Origin of the sequence: Streptomyces sp. NBC_00234, assembly GCF_036195325.1 — a bacterium.
Taxonomy (GTDB): Bacteria; Actinomycetota; Actinomycetes; order Streptomycetales; family Streptomycetaceae; genus Streptomyces.
The window spans coordinates 7,328,353-7,345,134 of record NZ_CP108101.1; the positions used below are offsets into that span (position 1 = coordinate 7,328,353).

Sequence of the window (16,782 nt, forward strand, 5' to 3'; positions counted from 1 at the left end):
TATGCACGCATGCGGCCCCGGTTGAGTGAGATCGTTGACTGAAAGTGACCCAGGCCATACGTTCTGTCGAGCGCGGGCGCGCTCATTTGGTTAGTCTGGTGACAACGGACGCCACCAAGGAATCCACAAAGACTCCTCGGCCGTCCTGGGACAGGTCCGTAACCGGACCGCCGTCCCGCCCCCTACGGGCGCCACCGCGACCGAGCTGTTCCTGCCCCTGCCCCGGGGCGCTCGATGCACGGTTTCGGGCCGTCGCGTCCATGACCCGGGGTTACGCGACACAAAGGAGTGCGCGGTGACACCAGAACTGACGAAGTACGAGAAGCGACCGGACGAACGGTACGGAGAGCGGGCCCGTCGGCCCGAAAAGCTCCGGAACCTCGAGGTCTGGGCGAGGTCCGCACCGATCCGGCTGGCCGGCTACGAGGACGACCTCGCCGAGCCGCACATCCTCCCCGGCATCGACTGACCGCCCACCGGGTCGCTCCACCTCCGGCCCCGCCTTTCCGCGTCAGCGCGAAGGGCGGGGCTCAGTGCGGTCCGCCCCGGCCGCGAGGGCGGGCGGCGAAGGACGGGCCGAGCGAGGCGGGCCGCATGAACTCGCGCACGTAGTCGCGGTGCCACCAGTTTCCGGTCTCCCGCAGCTCGCGCCAGGAGGTGTACCGGTAGCGGTAGACGCGGGCGCGCACGTGGACCGGCGGCTCGTCGGGGAACGGGTTGTGCCGCAGCAGTCGCAGGGTGTCGCGGTCGTTCTCCAGCAGCCGTTCGACGAACGGCCCGAACCAGGACCGGGCGTACGCGGGGGAGAGCGCGGCGAACCACATCATCCAGTCCAGCCGCAGGTGGTACGGGGCGAACTGGCGAGGCAGCCGTCGGGGATCGCCTGGCTTGCCGCGGAAGCCGTACTCCTGCCAGCGGGTGCCCTCGTGGAGCACCGGTTCGCGGGTTCCCTCGACGACGACCTCCAGCCGTACCCGGCTGATGCTCCCGAAGGCCCCGTAGGTGTTGACGAGGTGGAGGGGGTCGAAGGACCGGTTCATCACCTGGCGGCGGGAGAGCAGGTTGCGGGCCGGGCGGTAGCTGAGGGCCACGACCAGGACGGTGACGGCGATGACCACCACCTCGTACCAGAGGGGCGGCGCGGACTGGGCGGGTGGCTCCCCGGCCACGCGGGACCAGTCGACGGCCGACAGGGCGAGCGTGATGGTGAGCCAGTTCAGCCAGGCGAAGTTGCCCGACAGCACCAGCCACAGCTGGGTGACGATCATCAGTCCGGCGGCCAGGCTGGCCACCGGCTGCGGGGTGAAGAGCAGGAACGGGACCAGGAGCTGCGTGACGTGGTTGGCAGCCACCTCCACGCGGTGCACGGGCTTCGGAAGCCGGTGGAAGAACCAGCTCAGCGGGCCCGGCATCGGCTGGGTCTCGTGATGGAACTCCAGGCAGGTCAGCCGTCGCCAGCAGGAGTCGCCGCGGATCTTGATGAGTCCGGCGCCGAACTCGACGCGGAACAGCAGCCAGCGCAGCAGCCACAGCACGAGCACGGGCGGCGCCGTGTCGCCGCTGCCGATGAAGACGGCCAGGAAGCCCGTCTCCAGCAGCAGGGACTCCCAGCCGAAGCCGTACCAGACCTGTCCCACCTGGACGATCGACAGATACAGCACCCAGGGCAGCGCCCACAGAAGCATTCCGGCCCAGAGCGGGACGTACGCGTCCACTCCCGCGATCAGGGCGAGGGCGACGGCGCAGCCGGCCCACGCCACGACGGCGAAGAAACGGTCCGAGTAGTGGAGCCGGAAGAGGCCGGGGGCGAGGCGCCAGTGGGTGTGGCGGAGCAGGGCCGGTACGGGCAGCATCCCGCGTTCGCCGATCAGGGCGCGGAACTGGAGCGCCGCGGCGAGGAACGCGACCAGATAGAGGACGGCGAGCGAGCGCTGGAAGATCAGCCGGCTCAGCCAGTAGCCATCTGCGGTGAACCACTCCATCGGTTCCAGTATCGGGCACGGTCAGGGCCGGCGGGAGGCGACCGTCCGGCGCAGCGCGCGGCCGAGGCGGCGTGCGTACCACCGCTGGACCGGCGGGACGAGCGGTCCGGCGAGCCGGGCGTACCAGCAGGCCGGCCGGGAGAAGGCCATGACCGTGAACCACACCGACCCGTCGTCGGCGAGGTCCACCACGAAGCACTCCTCGCCGCGCTCCGGGTGCCGGTCCAGGGTGCCGTAGGCGAAGCCGATGCGCTCGCTCTCGTACACCGCCCAGACCACCTCGCAGGGGGCGGTGACCCGGAGCCGGCCGATGCCCAGGGAGATCGCGACGCCGGTTCCGGCCTCGGCCCGCGGTGCCGTCGCGTTCACCCCCGCTCCCGCCGCACGGTGCATGCGCCAGCCGGTGACGGCGGCGCCTGCCGCCTCGAAGTCCGCCGTGCCCCGGCCGACCCGGGTCCGGTGGTGGAGGTGGTGGTAGCCGTCGGGGAGCGGGCCGAGGAGGGTGGCGCCGACCTCGGGGTACGTGAGGGTGCTCATGCGGTCCTGCCTTCCGGAGGGGTGCGGTCGTGGAGCCGGCGCCAGGCGAGCACCGAGCAGAGCGCGAAGCCCAGTGCGTTGCCGAGACCGTGGGTGGCGGCCATCCAGGCCAGGGTGGGGTGGGCGATGCCGGTCGCCTCGCCGAGTGCCCAGCTCAGCGCGAGGACCATGGTGGCGACGAGGACCGCGGCCGAGGTGACGAGCAGGATCCGGGTGGTGCGGTCCGGGCCGCCGGTGCGCACGGTGCGCAGCGTCAGCAGGGCGACGGACCACATTCCGGCCGTCAGGACGACTGCCCCGGCCAGCTCCGCCCAGTCCCCGAGGAAGTAGCCGACGAGCACGAGCAGCGTGCCCAGCGGCACGCTCAGCGCGGCGAAGCGGCCGGCCGGAGTGTCGCTGACCCGGCAGAGGAGCCCCGCGACCAGCGCGGCGGCGAAACCGGCGAAGTGGAAGTGCGGCACGGTCAGCGCCAGGATTCCGAGCTCGAAGCCGAACAGCTCGTGCCCCGAGCGCTCGGCGACCAGAGCGAGCGCGGCGACCGAGGGCGCCACCAGGGCGGTGTACAGGGCGATCTCCGTGGGATGCGCGCTGCGGGTACGCGCTGCGCGCAGCGGTGCGTGCAGCGCCAGGGCCACGGCGCCCAGCGCGTAACAGAGGGCGAGCGAGGTGGCGGGGAGACCGCGCGGCAGCCAGAGGGCCACGGCGCCGGGACATGCGAAGAGCGGCCACAGCCGCCTCATCCGGTCGAGTTCGGGGGCGTCCATCAGGCGCAGTCCGGCGGGCACGACCACGAGCATGCCCAGCATCACGATCGCATTCACCAGTACGGACACGACGCCCCCTCTTCTTGAACGTGTTCAACGGGCGTGCTGAGACTATGGCCTTTCTTGAACGCGTTCAAGTCCTCTCGGCGTCTGCCGGGGCGGTGATGCTTCGGCTTGCGAAGGGGCGCCGTGTGCGGCAGAGATGGGGGGACTCATCGGTTCGAGGTGAACAGGCAGGAGAGCTCCGTGCGCTCACCCCAACGTCCGCGGCGTACCGCGTTCGCCGCCCTGTCCGTCGGCGTCCTCCTCGTCACGGGCTGCGCCCGGGGATCGGGAGGCGGTGAGAACGGCACCGAGGGCACCGCCGGTGCCCGGGAGCTCTTCCTCCAGCCGGCCGCGGCGCCCGGCCCCGACCCGTTCACCGCCTCTACGGCGGGGTCGCCGCCCCCGGCGGCCACCGCGTCGCCCGCTGCCCTCGCGGAGGTCAGGACGCGCACCGTCTCCGGCTCCACGCCGGGGCTCTACGGCGGTACCCGGTCCGAGGCGAGCTGCGACGTCGAGGAGCAACTGCGCTTCCTGACCGAGGACCGCGGCAAGGGCCGCGCCTTCGCGGAAGCCGCCGGAATCCGGCAGAAGGAGATCCCGGCGTTCCTTCGCGGGCTCACTCCGGTGCTTCTGCGGGCCGACATCCGCGTCACCGACCACGGGTACGCGGAGGGGTCTCCCGCCCCCTTCCAGTCCGTACTCCAGGCGGGCACCGCCGTGCTGGCCGACGCGTACGGCATGCCCCGGGTCCGCTGCGCAGGCGGCAATCCGCTCGGTGCGCCGGTCGTCATGAAGGGCTCCCTCGTGCACCGCGGCGACGAGTGGGCGGGCTACGACCCGAACCGCGTCCTCGTCATCGAGGCCGCCACGCTGGCGCTCGAGGACTTCGTCATCGTGGACGTCGCGGACAACACCTGGATCGAACGTCCTGCCGGTGACGACGGGACACAGGACGGGACCCCCGACGACCCGCCGCCCTTCGACCCGGGTGACGGCATCGTGCCCTCGCCCGGCGCGTCCACCGCTCCGCCCGGGTCCGCGACACCCGCCCCTCCCGCGGAGACCGGCGGTCCCGGCACGTCCGTGCCGGACGTGCCGGACATGCCGACGGAGGGTCCCGGGGACGGGGGCGTGGACGTGCCTGTCGAGGAGGTCGCGGAGGTGCCCGTGGACGAGCCGGACCTCACTCCGCCCGACGCGGCCGACGACCCCGGCGGGGATCCGTCGGGGGAGGGGCGGTACCCGGACGGAGCAGTGCCGTCGGTGCCGGATGAGCCCGGCGCCTCGGAGCCGTACGTGGGTTGACGGCGGCCGGCGTGCGGACGGGGGTGAGGGTGCGGGCCACAGGGTGGCTCGAAGAATCGGACAATTGATGGCAGAGTGATCCATATGGATGATCGGGGAGCGGGTGCCCTGTCACTCCCGGAAGACTGGCCCGCCCACCCGGATCTCAGCCTCGCCCTGAACCGAATGGGCAGCTTCGACTGGGATCTGGACAGCGGACTCATGCACATGGACCAGCCCGCACTCGACGTGTTCGACCTGCGGGCCGATGAGTACGACAACCGGCCGGCCAGCCTGTCCGCCCGCGTGCCGGCGGACGAAGCCGTGCGGCTCGACGGAATGGTCTCCCAGGCCCTCAAGAGCGGGCGCAGCAACTACGGCGCGTACTTCCGCATCCTGCGGCGCGACGGCAGTCTGCGCTGGACCCACACCCAGGGATTCATCCGCCGGGACGACACCGGCCGGCCCCGCCGCATCATCGGGATCGTCCGCGACGCCACCCAGGAGCTGTCCGACTCCACGGCCCGCCGGGAACTCGACGAGGAGCGGCGCAAGCGGACCAGCCTGGTGGAGGGCACCACGGCGGCCCTCGCCCACGCCCGTACGGTCAAGGACGTCACCGAGGTGCTGAAGGACTCCCAGGGCGGCCTGGCGAACCTCGGCGCGGCCAGTCTCGTCATGGGACTCCTGGAGGCCGGGCGCATCCATCTCGTGGCCGACGGGCCCGACGGGGCCTATGTGCCGGGCACGCGGTACACCCGTGCGGACGAGCCGTACCCGATGAGTGAGGTCGTCCGCACCCTCTCGCCGCGCTTCATCGAATCGGCGGAGGACTTCGCCACCTCGTACCCGATCCTGTGGCCGCACATCAGTCACCTCGGGATCACCGCCGCGGCCTACCTGCCGCTGATCGCCCAGGCCCGTCCCATCGGGGCGCTCGGGCTCCTCTACAGCGACAAGGTGGCCTTCACCGCCGACGAGCGGAACCTGCTGGTGGCCCTGGGCAGCTCGATCGCCCAGAGCCTCCAGCGCGCCATGCTGTACGAACAGGAGCACGACCTCGCCGAGGGTCTCCAGCAGGCGATGCTGCCCCGCAGGATCCCCGAGGTCCCCGGGGCGCAGGTCGCCGTCCGCTACCGCTCCGCGCGGCTCGGCCGGGACATCGGCGGTGACTGGTACGACATCATCCCGCTGCCGGGCGGCCGGGTCGGCGCGGTCATCGGGGACGTACAGGGCCACGACACGCACGCGGCGGCGGTCATGGGGCAGCTCAGGATCGTCCTGCGCGCCTATGCCGCGGAGGGGCACAGTCCCGCCACGGTCATGGCGCGGGCCTCCGTCTTCCTCCACGAACTCGACACCGACCGCTTCGCGACCTGCAGCTACGCCGAGGTCGACCTGCGGACCGGCGTGGTGCAGCTGGTCCGCGCGGGGCACGTCGACCCCCTCGTACGGGACATCGACGGAAGCTGCCGCAGGCTGCCGGTCGAGGGTGGGCTTCCCCTGGGGCTCTCCGCCGAGTTCGGGCGGCTCGACTACCCGGTCAGCACGGTCGAGCTGGACCCGGGCCAGACGATGCTCCTGTACACGGACGGCCTGGTGGAGCTGCCGGGGGCCGATCTCGACGAGGGCATGCAACTGCTGGTCGACCTGGTGACCAACGGCCCCAGGGAGATCGAGAGGCTGGCCGACAACCTCTGCGAGGCGGTCGACGAGCGGGGTGGCGAGGACGACGTGGCGATGCTGCTCCTGCGCCGCAAGGCGGCGCACGCGCCGCAGCCCGGCGGCCGGCTCCAGCAGCATGTGGCGCAGAACGACCCCGAGGCCCTGAGCTCCGCCCGCCACATGATCACGGCGGCCGTCCGGGCGTGGGGTGCGGGGGAGCGGGCCGACGAGATCGAACTCGCCGCCGACGAGCTGATCACCAACGCGCTGATGCACACCGACGGCGGGGCGATCGTGACGATCAGGGTCCTCGCCGGGCCCGAGCGGCGGCTGCGGGTCGATGTCGAGGACCGCTCCAGCGCGCTGCCCCGGCGCCGGGACGCGGGCGAGTCCGGGGTCTCGGGGCGCGGACTGATGCTCGTCGAGCGGCTGGGCGACGTCTGGGGCGTGGAGTCCCGGGGCACCGGCAAGTGCGTGTGGTGCGAATTCCTCATTCCGGAGCGGCCCTAGGGCCTCTCGCCCTACCCGGAAGTAACCGAACGTAACATGTCTGTCCTTGACCGTAACCGTCCACCGGCGATTGACTGCGGGGGCGTGGGGGAGTGCGCGGGCTGTGCGCCCGTCGCGCCCTTCTGCGCCCCGGTCCTGCCGTTCTGCCTTCCATGACATGAGGACCCATTGGGTACCGAGCTTCTGACACCGCTTGATCTCGCCTTCTGGCACCTCGAATCCGACGCGCACCCGATGCACCTCGGCGCGCTCGCGGTCTTCTCGCCCGCGCCCGGTGCGGGCCCGGCCGACATCCTGGACCTCCTCGGCGCCCGTGCCGCCGCCATTCCCCGGCTGCGGATGCGCGTACGGGACGTCCTGCTGCCCGTCGGCGGCTCGGCCTGGTCGGTGCACAAGGAGTTCGACGTGCACCGCCACGTGGTCCGGGTGGTCCTGGACGACGGTGACTTCATGGCGGAGGCGACCCGGCTCGCCGGGGAGCTGATGGAGCAGCCGCTCGAACGTGGTCTTCCGCCCTGGCAGATGTACCTGCTGAGCGGCGCCGACGACGGGCCGTTCGCCGTGCTCGTCAAGCTGCACCACGCACTCGCCGACGGGATGCGCGCCGTCGCCATCGGTGCCGGGATCTTCGACCAGATCGCCGCCGTGGCGGCCGGGACCGGGCGCGGCGCGGTGCGTCGTCGCGTTCCCGTGCCTCCGCGGTCCTGGATGCCGGGGCCGCGCCAGGTCGCGGGCATGGCGCTGGACCGGATCGGGGAGGTCGGGCGGGCGCTGGGGGTGGGCGCCTCCGTCGTCCGGGCCAGCCGCCTCGACCTGCACGTCTCGACCGCGCTCACCGCGGGCTCCAGCGGCACCCGCCGGCTGGCCACGGCCGAGCTGGACGCCGACGTGGTCCAGGGCATCCGCCGAGCCGAGGGCGGTACGGCCAACGACGTCCTGTTGGCCGTGGTGGCCGGGGGCCTGCGGCGGTGGATGCTCGCACGCGGCGAGGAGCTGCCGGGTGCGGACCCCCGTGCCCTGGTGCCGGTCTCCCGGCGCAGGCCGCGCGCGGGGACGACCAACGGGAACCGGCTCTCCGCCTATCTCCTCGGCCTCCCCGTGCGCGAGCACGATGCCCGGGCACGGCTGCGCGCGGTGCGGACCGCCATGGACCGCAACAAGTCCGCGGGGCCGCTGCGGGGGGCCGGTGCCGTCGCCGTACTCGCCGACCAGCTGCCGCCGCTGGTCCACCGGTTCGGTGCTCCGCTGGCCGGGAACGCCGCGCGGATCCTCTTCGACGTCCTGGTCACCAGCGTGCCGCTGCCGCGCTCGGCGCTCTCGCTCGGCGGCTGCCCGCTGAGCGCCGTCTACCCGATGGCGCCCCTGGCCCGCGGTCAGGCCCTGGCCGTGGCCCTGTCCACGTACGGAGGGCGGGTCCAGGTCGGGCTGGTGGCCGACGGCAAGGCGCTGCCGGACCTCGACAGCCTGGCTGCCGCGATCGAGGAGGAGCTCGCCGAACTGCGGTCGCTGATCACTCCCCCCGCCCCGGTCCCGGAGGACTCCCTCGAACGGCAGCCCGCCCCGACCGCGTGATAGATCGGACTGATCCACGAGAACTCACCGTAAGCGGGCGGTTCCTCTCGTGTTCAGGGTGTTGACGCGCCCCAGTGATCCGATGAATATTCGCTGTGAATGCCAAGCGATCATCGGCGGGGGACGGCGGAGACATGCAACGCAACAGGCTCGGGCGCAGTGCGGTGGAGATCACCCGGCTCTCCTTCGGGGCCGCGGCCATCGGCAACCTCTTCAGCGCCGTCGACCCCGCCCGGGCCGCGGCGGCCGTGGACGCCGCCTGGGACGAGGGAATCCGCTACTTCGACACCGCTCCGCACTACGGACTCGGCCTCTCCGAGCGTCGGCTCGGCGAGGCGCTGCGGACGAGGCCCCGCGACGCGTACGTCGTGTCCACCAAGGTCGGCCGGGTGCTCGAACCGGTACCCGCCGGGGAAATCCCGGACCCCGGCGGGCTCTCCGAAGGCTTCGCCGTGCGCGCCACCCACCGTCGCCGCTGGGACTTCAGCGCCGACGGGGTACGGCGCTCCATCGAGGACAGCCTGGAACGGCTGGGCCTCGACCGCATCGACATCGCCTACCTCCACGACCCGGACGACCACGCGGAGGCGGCGTTCCGCGAGGGCTACCCGGCGCTGGAGAAGCTCCGGGCCGAGGGCGTCGTGGGAGCCATCGGCGCGGGCATGAACCAGACGGCGATGCTCACCCGCTTCCTGCGCGACACGGACGTCGACACCGTGCTCTGCGCCGGCCGCTACACCCTCCTCGACCACAGCGCCCTGGAGACCCTGCTGCCGGAGGCCGCGGCGCGCGGCCGGAGCGTCGTCGTCGGCGGCGTCTTCAACTCCGGCCTCCTCGCCGACCCGCGCCCCGGCGCGACGTACGACTACGCGGCGGCTCCCCTCTCCCTCCTCGACCGTGCCCTGCGCATGAAGGCCGTCGTCGAGGGACACGGTGTCCCTCTCCGCGCCGCCGCGCTGCACTACCCGCTGGCCCACCCGGCCGTCGCCGGAGTGCTCGTCGGCACCCGCTCCCCGGACGAGGTGCGGGACGCGGCGGCGCTGCTCCGCGCGGAGGTCCCGGACGCGCTCTGGGACGAACTGCGCGCCGAAGGACTCCTGAACGACGAGCCGGGGGCCGACGGGCACCGGGAAGGACGCTGACATGAGGATCGCCCTGCACACCAAGGTCCGGGCCGACCGCGTCGAGGAGTACGAGGCGGCGCACCGCGAGGTCCCCGAGGAACTCACCACGGCGATTCGGGCGGCCGGGGCCACCTCCTGGACGATCTGGCGCAGCGGCACCGATCTCTTCCACCTCATCGACTGCGAGGACTACACCCGGCTCCTCGCCGAACTGGAGACGCTGCCCGTCAACGTCGCCTGGCAGGCCCGGATGGACGAACTCCTCGACGTCGTCCACGACTACACGTCCGACGGGGCCGGAGCCGGTCTGCCCGTCGCCTGGGAGCTGTGACGTGACACCCTCCGGACCGACGTCTCCCGCCGCCGTGGTCGACGCCCACCACCACGTGTGGGACCTCTCCGTACGTGACCAGGACTGGATCACCGGCGAGGAACTGGCCCCCATCCGGCGTACCTTCGCACTCGCCGACCTGGAGCCCGAGGCCCGCGCCGCCGGTGTGACCGCCACCGTCCTCGTCCAGACCGTCACCGTCGCGGAGGAGACCCCCGAATTCCTCGCGCTCGCCCGGGGCAGCGGCCTGGTCGCGGGCGTCGTCGGCTGGACCGACCTCACCGCACCCGGCGTCACCGACACCCTCGCCGCCCTGCGGGAGCTCCCCGGCGGCGACCGGCTCGTCGGCATCCGGCACCAGGTGCAGGGCGAGGCCGACCCCGGATGGCTGCTGCGCCCCGACGTCCGGCGCGGGCTGACCGCCGTCGCCGACGCAGGACTGGCCTACGACCTGATCGTCCTGCCCCACCAGTTGCCCGCCGCCGCCGAGGCCGCCGCGCTGCTCCCCGGCCTCACTTTCGTACTCGACCACGCGGGCAAACCACCCGTCGCGGAGCGGCGGACGCAGCCCTGGGCGGACGACCTCCGGACGCTGGCGCGCCTCCCCAACACCGTCTGCAAGCTGTCCGGCCTGGTCACCGAGGCCGACCCGCACACATGGACCGTCGAGGACCTGCGGCCGTACGCGGACACGGTCATCGACGCCTTCGGCCCCGACCGGCTGATGTTCGGCTCGGACTGGCCGGTGTGCCGGCTGGCGGCGAGTTACGCCGAGGTCGTCGACGCCGCCCGCGCACTGACCGCGGACCTCACCGGCGCGGAACAGCGGGCCGTCTTCGCGGACACCGCCACCCGTGTGTACGGCCTGGGCTGAGCGGACACGGCGAACCGCGCGTACCGCCGGGCCCGCCCGTCGGCGCGCGGGGAGGCATCCGGCGCGGCGCTGCGGCAGGCTGGACCCATGCCCGAACTGCCGGAAGTCGAAGCGCTGCGGGTCTTCCTCGACGACCATCTGGTCGGCAAGGAGATCGCCCGTGTCCTGCCGCTCGCGATCAGCGTCCTGAAGACGTACGACCCGCCGTTGTCCGCCCTCGACGGCACGACGGTCACCGCGGTGGCCAGACACGGCAAGTTCCTGGACATCACCGCGGGGGGACTGCACCTGGTCACCCATCTCGCACGGGCCGGCTGGCTCCAGTGGAAGGACGGCTTTCCCGCCGCACCGCCGCGGCCCGGCAAGGGACCCCTCGCGCTGCGCGTGATCCTCGCCGGCGGCGACGGCTTCGACCTCACCGAAATGGGCACCACGAAACGGCTCTCGGTCCATCTCGTGCGTGACCCCGCGGAGGTGCCGGGTGTCGCGCGCCTGGGGCCCGACCCGCTCGGCGACACCTTCGACCGCGCGGCGTTCGCCGCCCTGCTCGCCGGGGAACGCCGCCGGATCAAGGGAGCCCTGCGGGACCAGTCGCTCATCGCGGGCATCGGCAACGCGTACAGCGACGAGATCCTGCACGTCGCGAAGATGTCCCCGTTCAAGCTGACCTCCGGCCTGAGCGAGGACGACATCACCGGGCTGTACACGGCGCTGCGCACCACCCTCACCGACGCCGTCGAACGCTCCAGCGGCCTCGAAGCGGGCAAGCTCAAGGCCGAGAAGAAGAGCGGCATGAGGGTCCACGGGCGCACCGGCCTGCCGTGTCCCGTCTGCGGCGACACGATCCTGGAGGTCTCCTTCAGCGACTCCTCGCTCCAGTACTGCCCCACCTGCCAGACGGGCGGCAAACCGCTCGCCGACCGCCGCCTCTCGCGTCTGCTGAAGTAGGCGCCCGCGCCGGCCCGGTCAGCGGGTGACCGTGACGAGCCGCCGCCCCAGGGCCGTCCGCACCTCGAACCGGTCGATGGCGTCGGGCCGCAGCGCCGCGCCCCCGCTCACCCGCACCGGTTCCCCGCCGGGCAGGGTGGCCGACCAGGTGGTCACCGTCTGCTCGCTGCCGTCCCGCCCCACCGCGACCAGCGCGCACACCCCCGCCTCCGGAACCCCCGCCAGCCGCAGGTCCACGTCCGTCCCCCACTCCCGCGCCCCGGTCGTCACCGCCGCCACCACTCCCGACGCCGTGTCCCGCCCGGCCCACCGCTCGGCCGGCGCACCCCCCGAGCCGCGGGGGAAACCGGCCACCGCCAGGGGGCCGCCCACCGCCAGCACGGCCGCGGCCACGACCAGCGCCGACCGCCGCCACCGCGACCTCCGGCGCAGGGCCGCCACCGAGGCGACCGTCCGGTCCAGGAGCCCGGCTCCGGGCTCCCGCACCGTCTCCAGCTCCTCGGGTGCCGGGCGGCCGTGCTCCGCCAGCAGATCCGTCACCGCACGGAACTCACGCACCTGCCACCGGCAGGTGGGACACCCGGCCAGGTGCTCCTCGAAACGGAAGGCGCCGGCAGCACCGAGCACGCCGAGCGCATAGGCGCCCGAGGCGCGACGGTGTTCGGGGGAGTGCATGCAGTGAGGTACGCACGGAACGCGTGAATCACTCACGCCACAGCCACCCGGGCGCGCTCGCGGACCCTCTAAACTCCGGCCTCATGCTGCGCGTACTCGCCGTCGACGACGAACAACCCGCCCTGGAGGAACTCCTCTACCTCCTGCGCGCCGATCCCCGTATCCGCAGCGCCGAAGGGGCGACCGGGGCCACCGAGGCGCTGCGCCGCATCGGGAGCGCCGTCGACGCCGGCCCCGACGATCCGTCCGCCATCGACGTGGTCTTCCTCGACATCCACATGGCGGGCCTCACCGGGCTCGACGTCGCGCAGCTGCTGGCCGGGTTCGCCGCGCCTCCGCTCATCGTGTTCGTCACCGCCCACGAAGGCTTCGCCGTCCACGCGTTCGACCTCAAGGCCGTCGACTACGTACTCAAACCCGTCCGCCGGGAGCGCCTCGCCGAGGCCGTACGCCGCGTCGCCGAGCAGGTCGGCGACCGCTCCGCGCCCGTCCACGACGCCGCCACCGACCAGATACCGGTCGAGCTGGGCGGAGTCACCCGCTTCGTGTCCATCGACGACATCGCGTATGCCGAGGCGCAGGGCGACTACGCGCGGCTGCACACCGTCTCCGGCAGCCATCTGGTCCGGATTCCGCTGACCACCCTCGAAGAACGCTGGCGCTCACGGGGCTTCGTACGCATCCACCGACGCCACCTGGTCGCGCTGAACCGGATCGACGAACTCCGGCTCGACGCGGGCAGCATGAGCGTGCGCGTAGGCGACGCGGAGCTCGCCGTGAGCCGCCGCCACAGCCGCTCCCTCCGGGATCTCCTGATGCGCCAGACCGGCCGCTGACCAGCACCGACCCCGGGACCGGCCCTTCCCAGAGCGCTCCTTCGGCGCCTACACTCCGAGCCCATGTCCGCAGAGCCCACACCCCGGCGCGAAGTGGTGACGGGGGAGTCCCGGCGGGTGCGCCCGCTGCCCCGCTACCGCGCCCAGTCGGAGATCGACGAGCAGACGGCGCTCGGCGGTGCCTATGTGCGTTCGCTGATGCGCAGCCAGCTGCGCGCCGGACTGACCGCGTTCGCCGTGCTGGCCCTCGTCGCGGGCACCCTGCCCCTGGTCTTCGCCGCCCTGGACAGCTCCGCGGTCGTCTGGGCGGTGCTCGGCTTCGCCACCTACCCGCCGATCACCTTCATCGCCTGGTGGTACGTACGGCGTGCCGAGCGCAACGAACGTGACTTCGCCAGACTCGTGGAAGGCCGCCCCGCACCGTGAGCCAACCCGACCACCCGGCCTCGGTGGTGGCGGTCGCGCTCGTCGTGCTCGCCACCGTCCTCGTCGGCGGATTCGGACTCCGGATCTCACGGACCACGTCGGACTTCTACGTCGCGTCCAGAACCGTGCGCCCCCGCCTCAACGCGGCGGCCATCAGCGGCGAGTACCTCTCCGCCGCCTCCTTCCTCGGCATCGCGGGCCTCGTGCTCGTGCACGGCCCGGACATGCTCTGGTACCCCGTCGGATACACCGCCGGCTATCTGGTGCTGCTGGTGTTCGTGGCCGCACCGCTGCGCCGCTCGGGGGCGTACACCCTGCCCGACTTCGCCGAGGGCCGGCTCGAATCCCGCGAGGTGCGCAGGCTCGTCAGCGTGTTCGTGGTCGGCGCGGGCTGGCTCTATCTCGTACCGCAGCTCCAGGGCGCCGGCCTGACCCTGCAGATCCTCACCGGGGCGCCCGGCTGGCTCGGCGACGTGCTCGTCGCCTCCGTCGTGGTGATCGCCGTCGCCGCGGGCGGCATGCGCTCCATCACCTTCGTGCAGGTCTTCCAGTACTGGCTGAAGCTGACCGCCCTCCTCGTGCCGGCGATCTTCCTGGTGCTGGCCTGGCAGGGCGACGGCCGGCCCCGCGTCTCGTTCGACGAGCAGATATCCGTCTTCCGCGCCGACCACCCGCTCTACGCGACGTACGGGCTGATCGTGGCCACCTTCCTCGGCACCATGGGACTGCCCCACGTCGTCGTCCGCTTCTACACCAGCCCCAACGGGCGCGACGCCCGCCGCACCACCGTCGCCGTCCTCGCCCTGGTCGGCGTCTTCTACCTGCTGCCGCCCGTCTACGGGGCACTGGGCCGGCTGTACGCCCCCGAGCTGATGCACGGCGGCGACGCCGACGCGGCCGTACTCCTCCTGCCCGCACGGGTCATCGGCGGGCCGGGCGGGGACTTCCTCGGCGCGCTCATCGCGGGCGGCGCCTTCGCCGCGTTCCTCTCGACGGCCTCCGGGCTCACGATGGCCGTCGCCGGAGTGATCACCCAGGACGTGCTGCCCTCGCGCGGCGTACGGCACTTCCGGCTGGCCACGCTCCTCGCGATGGCCGTACCCCTGGCCGGTTCGCTACTGGTCAGCCGGGTGCCGGTGGCCGACGCGGTGGGGATGGCGTTCGCCGTCTCCGCCTCCTCCTTCTGCCCGCTGCTCGTGCTCGGCATCTGGTGGCGGCGGCTCACCCCGCCCGGTGCGATCGCCGGGCTGCTGCTCGGCGGCGGCTCCGCTCTGCTGTCCGTGGCCATCACCGTCAGCGGCGCGGTCCGCCCGCCCGGCTGGCCGCACGCCCTGCTCGCCTGGCCCGCCGTGTGGTCCGTACCCGTGGGCTTCCTCGCGATGATCCTCGTCTCGCTGGCGACCCCCGGCCGGATACCCCCCGGCACCAACGCCGCCATGACCCGCTTCCACCTGCCGGAAGCACTGACCTCGGGGAGAGAACGATGACCGGGGCCGGGACAGCCGTACTCGCCGTAGTGGTCCTCCTGCTGTTCGGTACGGGCTACCTGCTGGGCCGCACGGGCCGGCCGGTGCGGACGAGTGACGTCGGCACCCCGGTGGAGCACGCCACGTTCGAAACGCTGCACACCGCCTCCCTCGCGGCCCCGCCCCTGCGCGCGGGACTCACCGAGGAGAGCGCGCGCAGGTCGGCGCGCCGGCTGCGCTCACTCCTGGGCACCGACGCGCTCTGCCTCACCGACCGCGACCGGATCCTGGTGTGGGACGGCGACGGGGACCATCACGGCAAGGGGGTGATGGAGCAGGTCCAGGGGCTTCTCGACAGTGGCCGGGACACCGCGTTCCCCACCGGTTGCGAGGACCTCGACTGCCCGCTTCGCTGGGCGGTGGCCGTCCCGCTGACTGTCGACCACCGGGTGCTCGGCACGCTGGTCGCCTACGCTCCCCGCGAATCGGCCGTGCTGGCGCGGGCGGCGGGGGAGGTGGCCCGCTGGGTCTGCGTACAGCTGGAACTCGCCGAACTGGACCGCTCGCGCACGAAGCTCATCGAGGCGGAGATCAAGGCCCTGCGGGCACAGATCTCCCCGCACTTCATCTTCAACTCCCTCGCGGCGATCGCCTCGTTCGTCCGCACTGATCCGGAGCAGGCGCGGGAACTCCTGCTGGAGTTCGCCGACTTCACCCGCTACTCGTTCCGTCGCCACGGGGAGTTCACCACCCTCGCCGACGAACTGCACTCCATCGACCAGTACCTCGCGCTCGTGCGGGCCCGCTTCGGGGAACGGCTGGCCGTCACGCTCCAGGTCGCCCCCGAGGTGCTGCCCGTCGCGCTGCCGTTCCTCTGCCTCCAGCCCCTGGTCGAGAACGCCGTCAAGCACGGCCTCGAAGGCGCGGTCACCGCCAGCCGCATCACGATCAGTGCCCTGGACGCCGGGTCGGAGGCCGAGGTCGTCATCGAGGACGACGGCACCGGCATGGACCCGGAACGCCTGCGCCAGATCCTGCGTGGCGAGGGCGGCGTGTCGACGGGCATCGGACTGCTCAACGTGGACGAACGGCTGCGGCAGGTGTACGGCGACGAGTACGGCCTCGTCATCGAGACCGGGATCGGCGCGGGCATGAAGATCACTCTGCGGCTGCCCAAGTACCGTGCCGGGGTGCACGGTTCGTGATCCCGTCCGCGGCCGGTCAGTAGAGGTGGACGGCCAGATGCCCCAGCGGCAGCCCGAGCTGCCATGCCGGCGTCCACACCTGGGCGGCTTCCTCCTCCGCGCGGTCCGGTGGTGCCCAGGACGGCGCGCCGATCGCGTCGAGGTCCGCGGCGAGCAGCTCGGTCTCCTCCAGCCACCGCCAGGCCGCGCGCGCCAGAGCCGCGTCGGGGTCCGGCGGTCCGCCGGGGGCCGCGTGCCCCGCGAGCTCGTCGAGGCGTTCGCAGATCCACTCCCGCCAGGACGTCCCGTACGCCGTCAGCAGCCGCAGCTCGTCGACGCGGGCGGCGGGCAGCGCGTCGGCCACCGCCCCGTCGGAGAGGAAGATCGTGAGAGCGAGGGCCTCGCGCCCGGCGCGGTACTCCAGCGTCGTCGGCTCCATGAGATCGCCGGTCAGCAGGAGTTCGTCCGCGATGTACTCGGCGTACAGCCAGGCCATCGGGATCAGCAGGCCGCCCCCACCAGTCCCATCAGTGCGTTCGGGACGCATCCCGCCTCGCCT

General features: G+C 72.6%; 17 protein-coding genes. 12 read left to right on the plus strand and 5 right to left on the minus strand.

Annotation, left to right across the window (positions count from 1 at the left end; genetic code table 11):
• Window positions 1-295: 295 nt before the first annotated feature.
• The gene (locus OG230_RS32085; protein WP_328907250.1) at window positions 296-469 is read left to right on the plus strand and encodes a hypothetical protein; all 174 of its coding nucleotides are present in this window, start codon (window positions 296-298) and stop codon (window positions 467-469) included.
• A gap of 61 nt (window positions 470-530) precedes the next feature.
• Here the strand turns inward: OG230_RS32085 and OG230_RS32090 are convergent, their stop codons facing one another.
• From OG230_RS32090 to OG230_RS32100, 3 genes are read right to left on the minus strand one after another with little or no spacing between them, the layout of a single operon-like run.
• Entirely contained in the window at window positions 531-1,982 is a 1,452-nt protein-coding gene (locus OG230_RS32090) for a lipase maturation factor family protein (protein ID WP_328907251.1), read from the minus strand.
• Window positions 1,983-2,003: 21 nt separating this feature from the next.
• Window positions 2,004-2,519, minus strand: a complete 516-nt coding sequence (locus tag OG230_RS32095; RefSeq protein WP_328907252.1) for a DUF1990 family protein — start codon at window positions 2,517-2,519, stop codon at window positions 2,004-2,006.
• Entirely contained in the window at window positions 2,516-3,352 is an 837-nt protein-coding gene (locus tag OG230_RS32100) for a YndJ family protein (protein WP_328907253.1), read from the minus strand. Before OG230_RS32100 ends, OG230_RS32095 begins: the two co-directional genes overlap by 4 nt.
• Window positions 3,353-3,529: 177 nt before the next feature.
• Between OG230_RS32100 and OG230_RS32105 the strand changes: the two genes are divergently transcribed.
• From OG230_RS32105 to OG230_RS32135, 7 genes are all read left to right on the plus strand, one after another.
• The gene (locus tag OG230_RS32105; RefSeq protein ID WP_328907254.1) at window positions 3,530-4,633 is read left to right on the plus strand and encodes a DUF6777 domain-containing protein; all 1,104 of its coding nucleotides are present in this window, start codon (window positions 3,530-3,532) and stop codon (window positions 4,631-4,633) included.
• A gap of 84 nt (window positions 4,634-4,717) precedes the next feature.
• Entirely contained in the window at window positions 4,718-6,787 is a 2,070-nt protein-coding gene (locus tag OG230_RS32110; RefSeq protein WP_328907255.1) for a SpoIIE family protein phosphatase, read from the plus strand.
• Window positions 6,788-6,955: 168 nt separating this feature from the next.
• The gene (locus OG230_RS32115; protein ID WP_328907256.1) at window positions 6,956-8,359 is read left to right on the plus strand and encodes a wax ester/triacylglycerol synthase family O-acyltransferase; all 1,404 of its coding nucleotides are present in this window, start codon (window positions 6,956-6,958) and stop codon (window positions 8,357-8,359) included.
• Window positions 8,360-8,493: 134 nt separating this feature from the next.
• Entirely contained in the window at window positions 8,494-9,501 is a 1,008-nt protein-coding gene (locus tag OG230_RS32120) for an aldo/keto reductase (RefSeq protein WP_328907257.1), read from the plus strand.
• 1 nt (window position 9,502) lies between these two features.
• Window positions 9,503-9,814 carry an L-rhamnose mutarotase gene (locus OG230_RS32125; protein ID WP_328907258.1) on the plus strand — a complete coding sequence of 104 codons (312 nt, stop codon included), beginning with the start codon at window positions 9,503-9,505 and terminating at the stop codon, window positions 9,812-9,814.
• A gap of 1 nt (window position 9,815) precedes the next feature.
• Window positions 9,816-10,688 carry an amidohydrolase family protein gene (locus OG230_RS32130; protein ID WP_328907259.1) on the plus strand — a complete coding sequence of 291 codons (873 nt, stop codon included), beginning with the start codon at window positions 9,816-9,818 and terminating at the stop codon, window positions 10,686-10,688.
• A gap of 87 nt (window positions 10,689-10,775) precedes the next feature.
• A complete protein-coding gene (locus tag OG230_RS32135; protein WP_328907260.1) occupies window positions 10,776-11,636 on the plus strand; it encodes an Fpg/Nei family DNA glycosylase in 861 nt (286 codons plus the stop codon).
• An 18-nt stretch (window positions 11,637-11,654) separates the two neighbouring features.
• Here OG230_RS32135 and OG230_RS32140 read toward each other — a convergent pair whose 3' ends face one another.
• Window positions 11,655-12,311 (minus strand): zf-HC2 domain-containing protein, encoded by a 657-nt coding sequence (locus tag OG230_RS32140; protein ID WP_328907261.1) that lies wholly within the window; start codon window positions 12,309-12,311, stop codon window positions 11,655-11,657.
• A gap of 83 nt (window positions 12,312-12,394) precedes the next feature.
• Here OG230_RS32140 and OG230_RS32145 point away from each other — a divergent pair, with 83 nt between their 5' ends.
• The 4 genes from OG230_RS32145 to OG230_RS32160 all read left to right on the plus strand — a co-directional run bounded on the left by OG230_RS32145 (window position 12,395) and on the right by OG230_RS32160 (window position 16,244).
• A complete protein-coding gene (locus OG230_RS32145) occupies window positions 12,395-13,147 on the plus strand; it encodes a LytR/AlgR family response regulator transcription factor (protein ID WP_328907262.1) in 753 nt (250 codons plus the stop codon).
• A 63-nt stretch (window positions 13,148-13,210) separates the two neighbouring features.
• Window positions 13,211-13,573 carry a hypothetical protein gene (locus OG230_RS32150; protein WP_328907263.1) on the plus strand — a complete coding sequence of 121 codons (363 nt, stop codon included), beginning with the start codon at window positions 13,211-13,213 and terminating at the stop codon, window positions 13,571-13,573.
• Window positions 13,570-15,060 carry a sodium/solute symporter gene (locus OG230_RS32155; protein WP_328907264.1) on the plus strand — a complete coding sequence of 497 codons (1,491 nt, stop codon included), beginning with the start codon at window positions 13,570-13,572 and terminating at the stop codon, window positions 15,058-15,060. Before OG230_RS32150 ends, OG230_RS32155 begins: the two co-directional genes overlap by 4 nt.
• Window positions 15,057-16,244, plus strand: coding sequence for a sensor histidine kinase (locus OG230_RS32160; RefSeq protein WP_328907265.1), 1,188 nt, complete (start codon window positions 15,057-15,059; stop codon window positions 16,242-16,244). Before OG230_RS32155 ends, OG230_RS32160 begins: the two co-directional genes overlap by 4 nt.
• A gap of 16 nt (window positions 16,245-16,260) precedes the next feature.
• Here OG230_RS32160 and OG230_RS32165 read toward each other — a convergent pair whose 3' ends face one another.
• Window positions 16,261-16,770, minus strand: coding sequence for a hypothetical protein (locus tag OG230_RS32165; protein WP_328907266.1), 510 nt, complete (start codon window positions 16,768-16,770; stop codon window positions 16,261-16,263).
• Window positions 16,771-16,782: the final 12 nt, after the last annotated feature.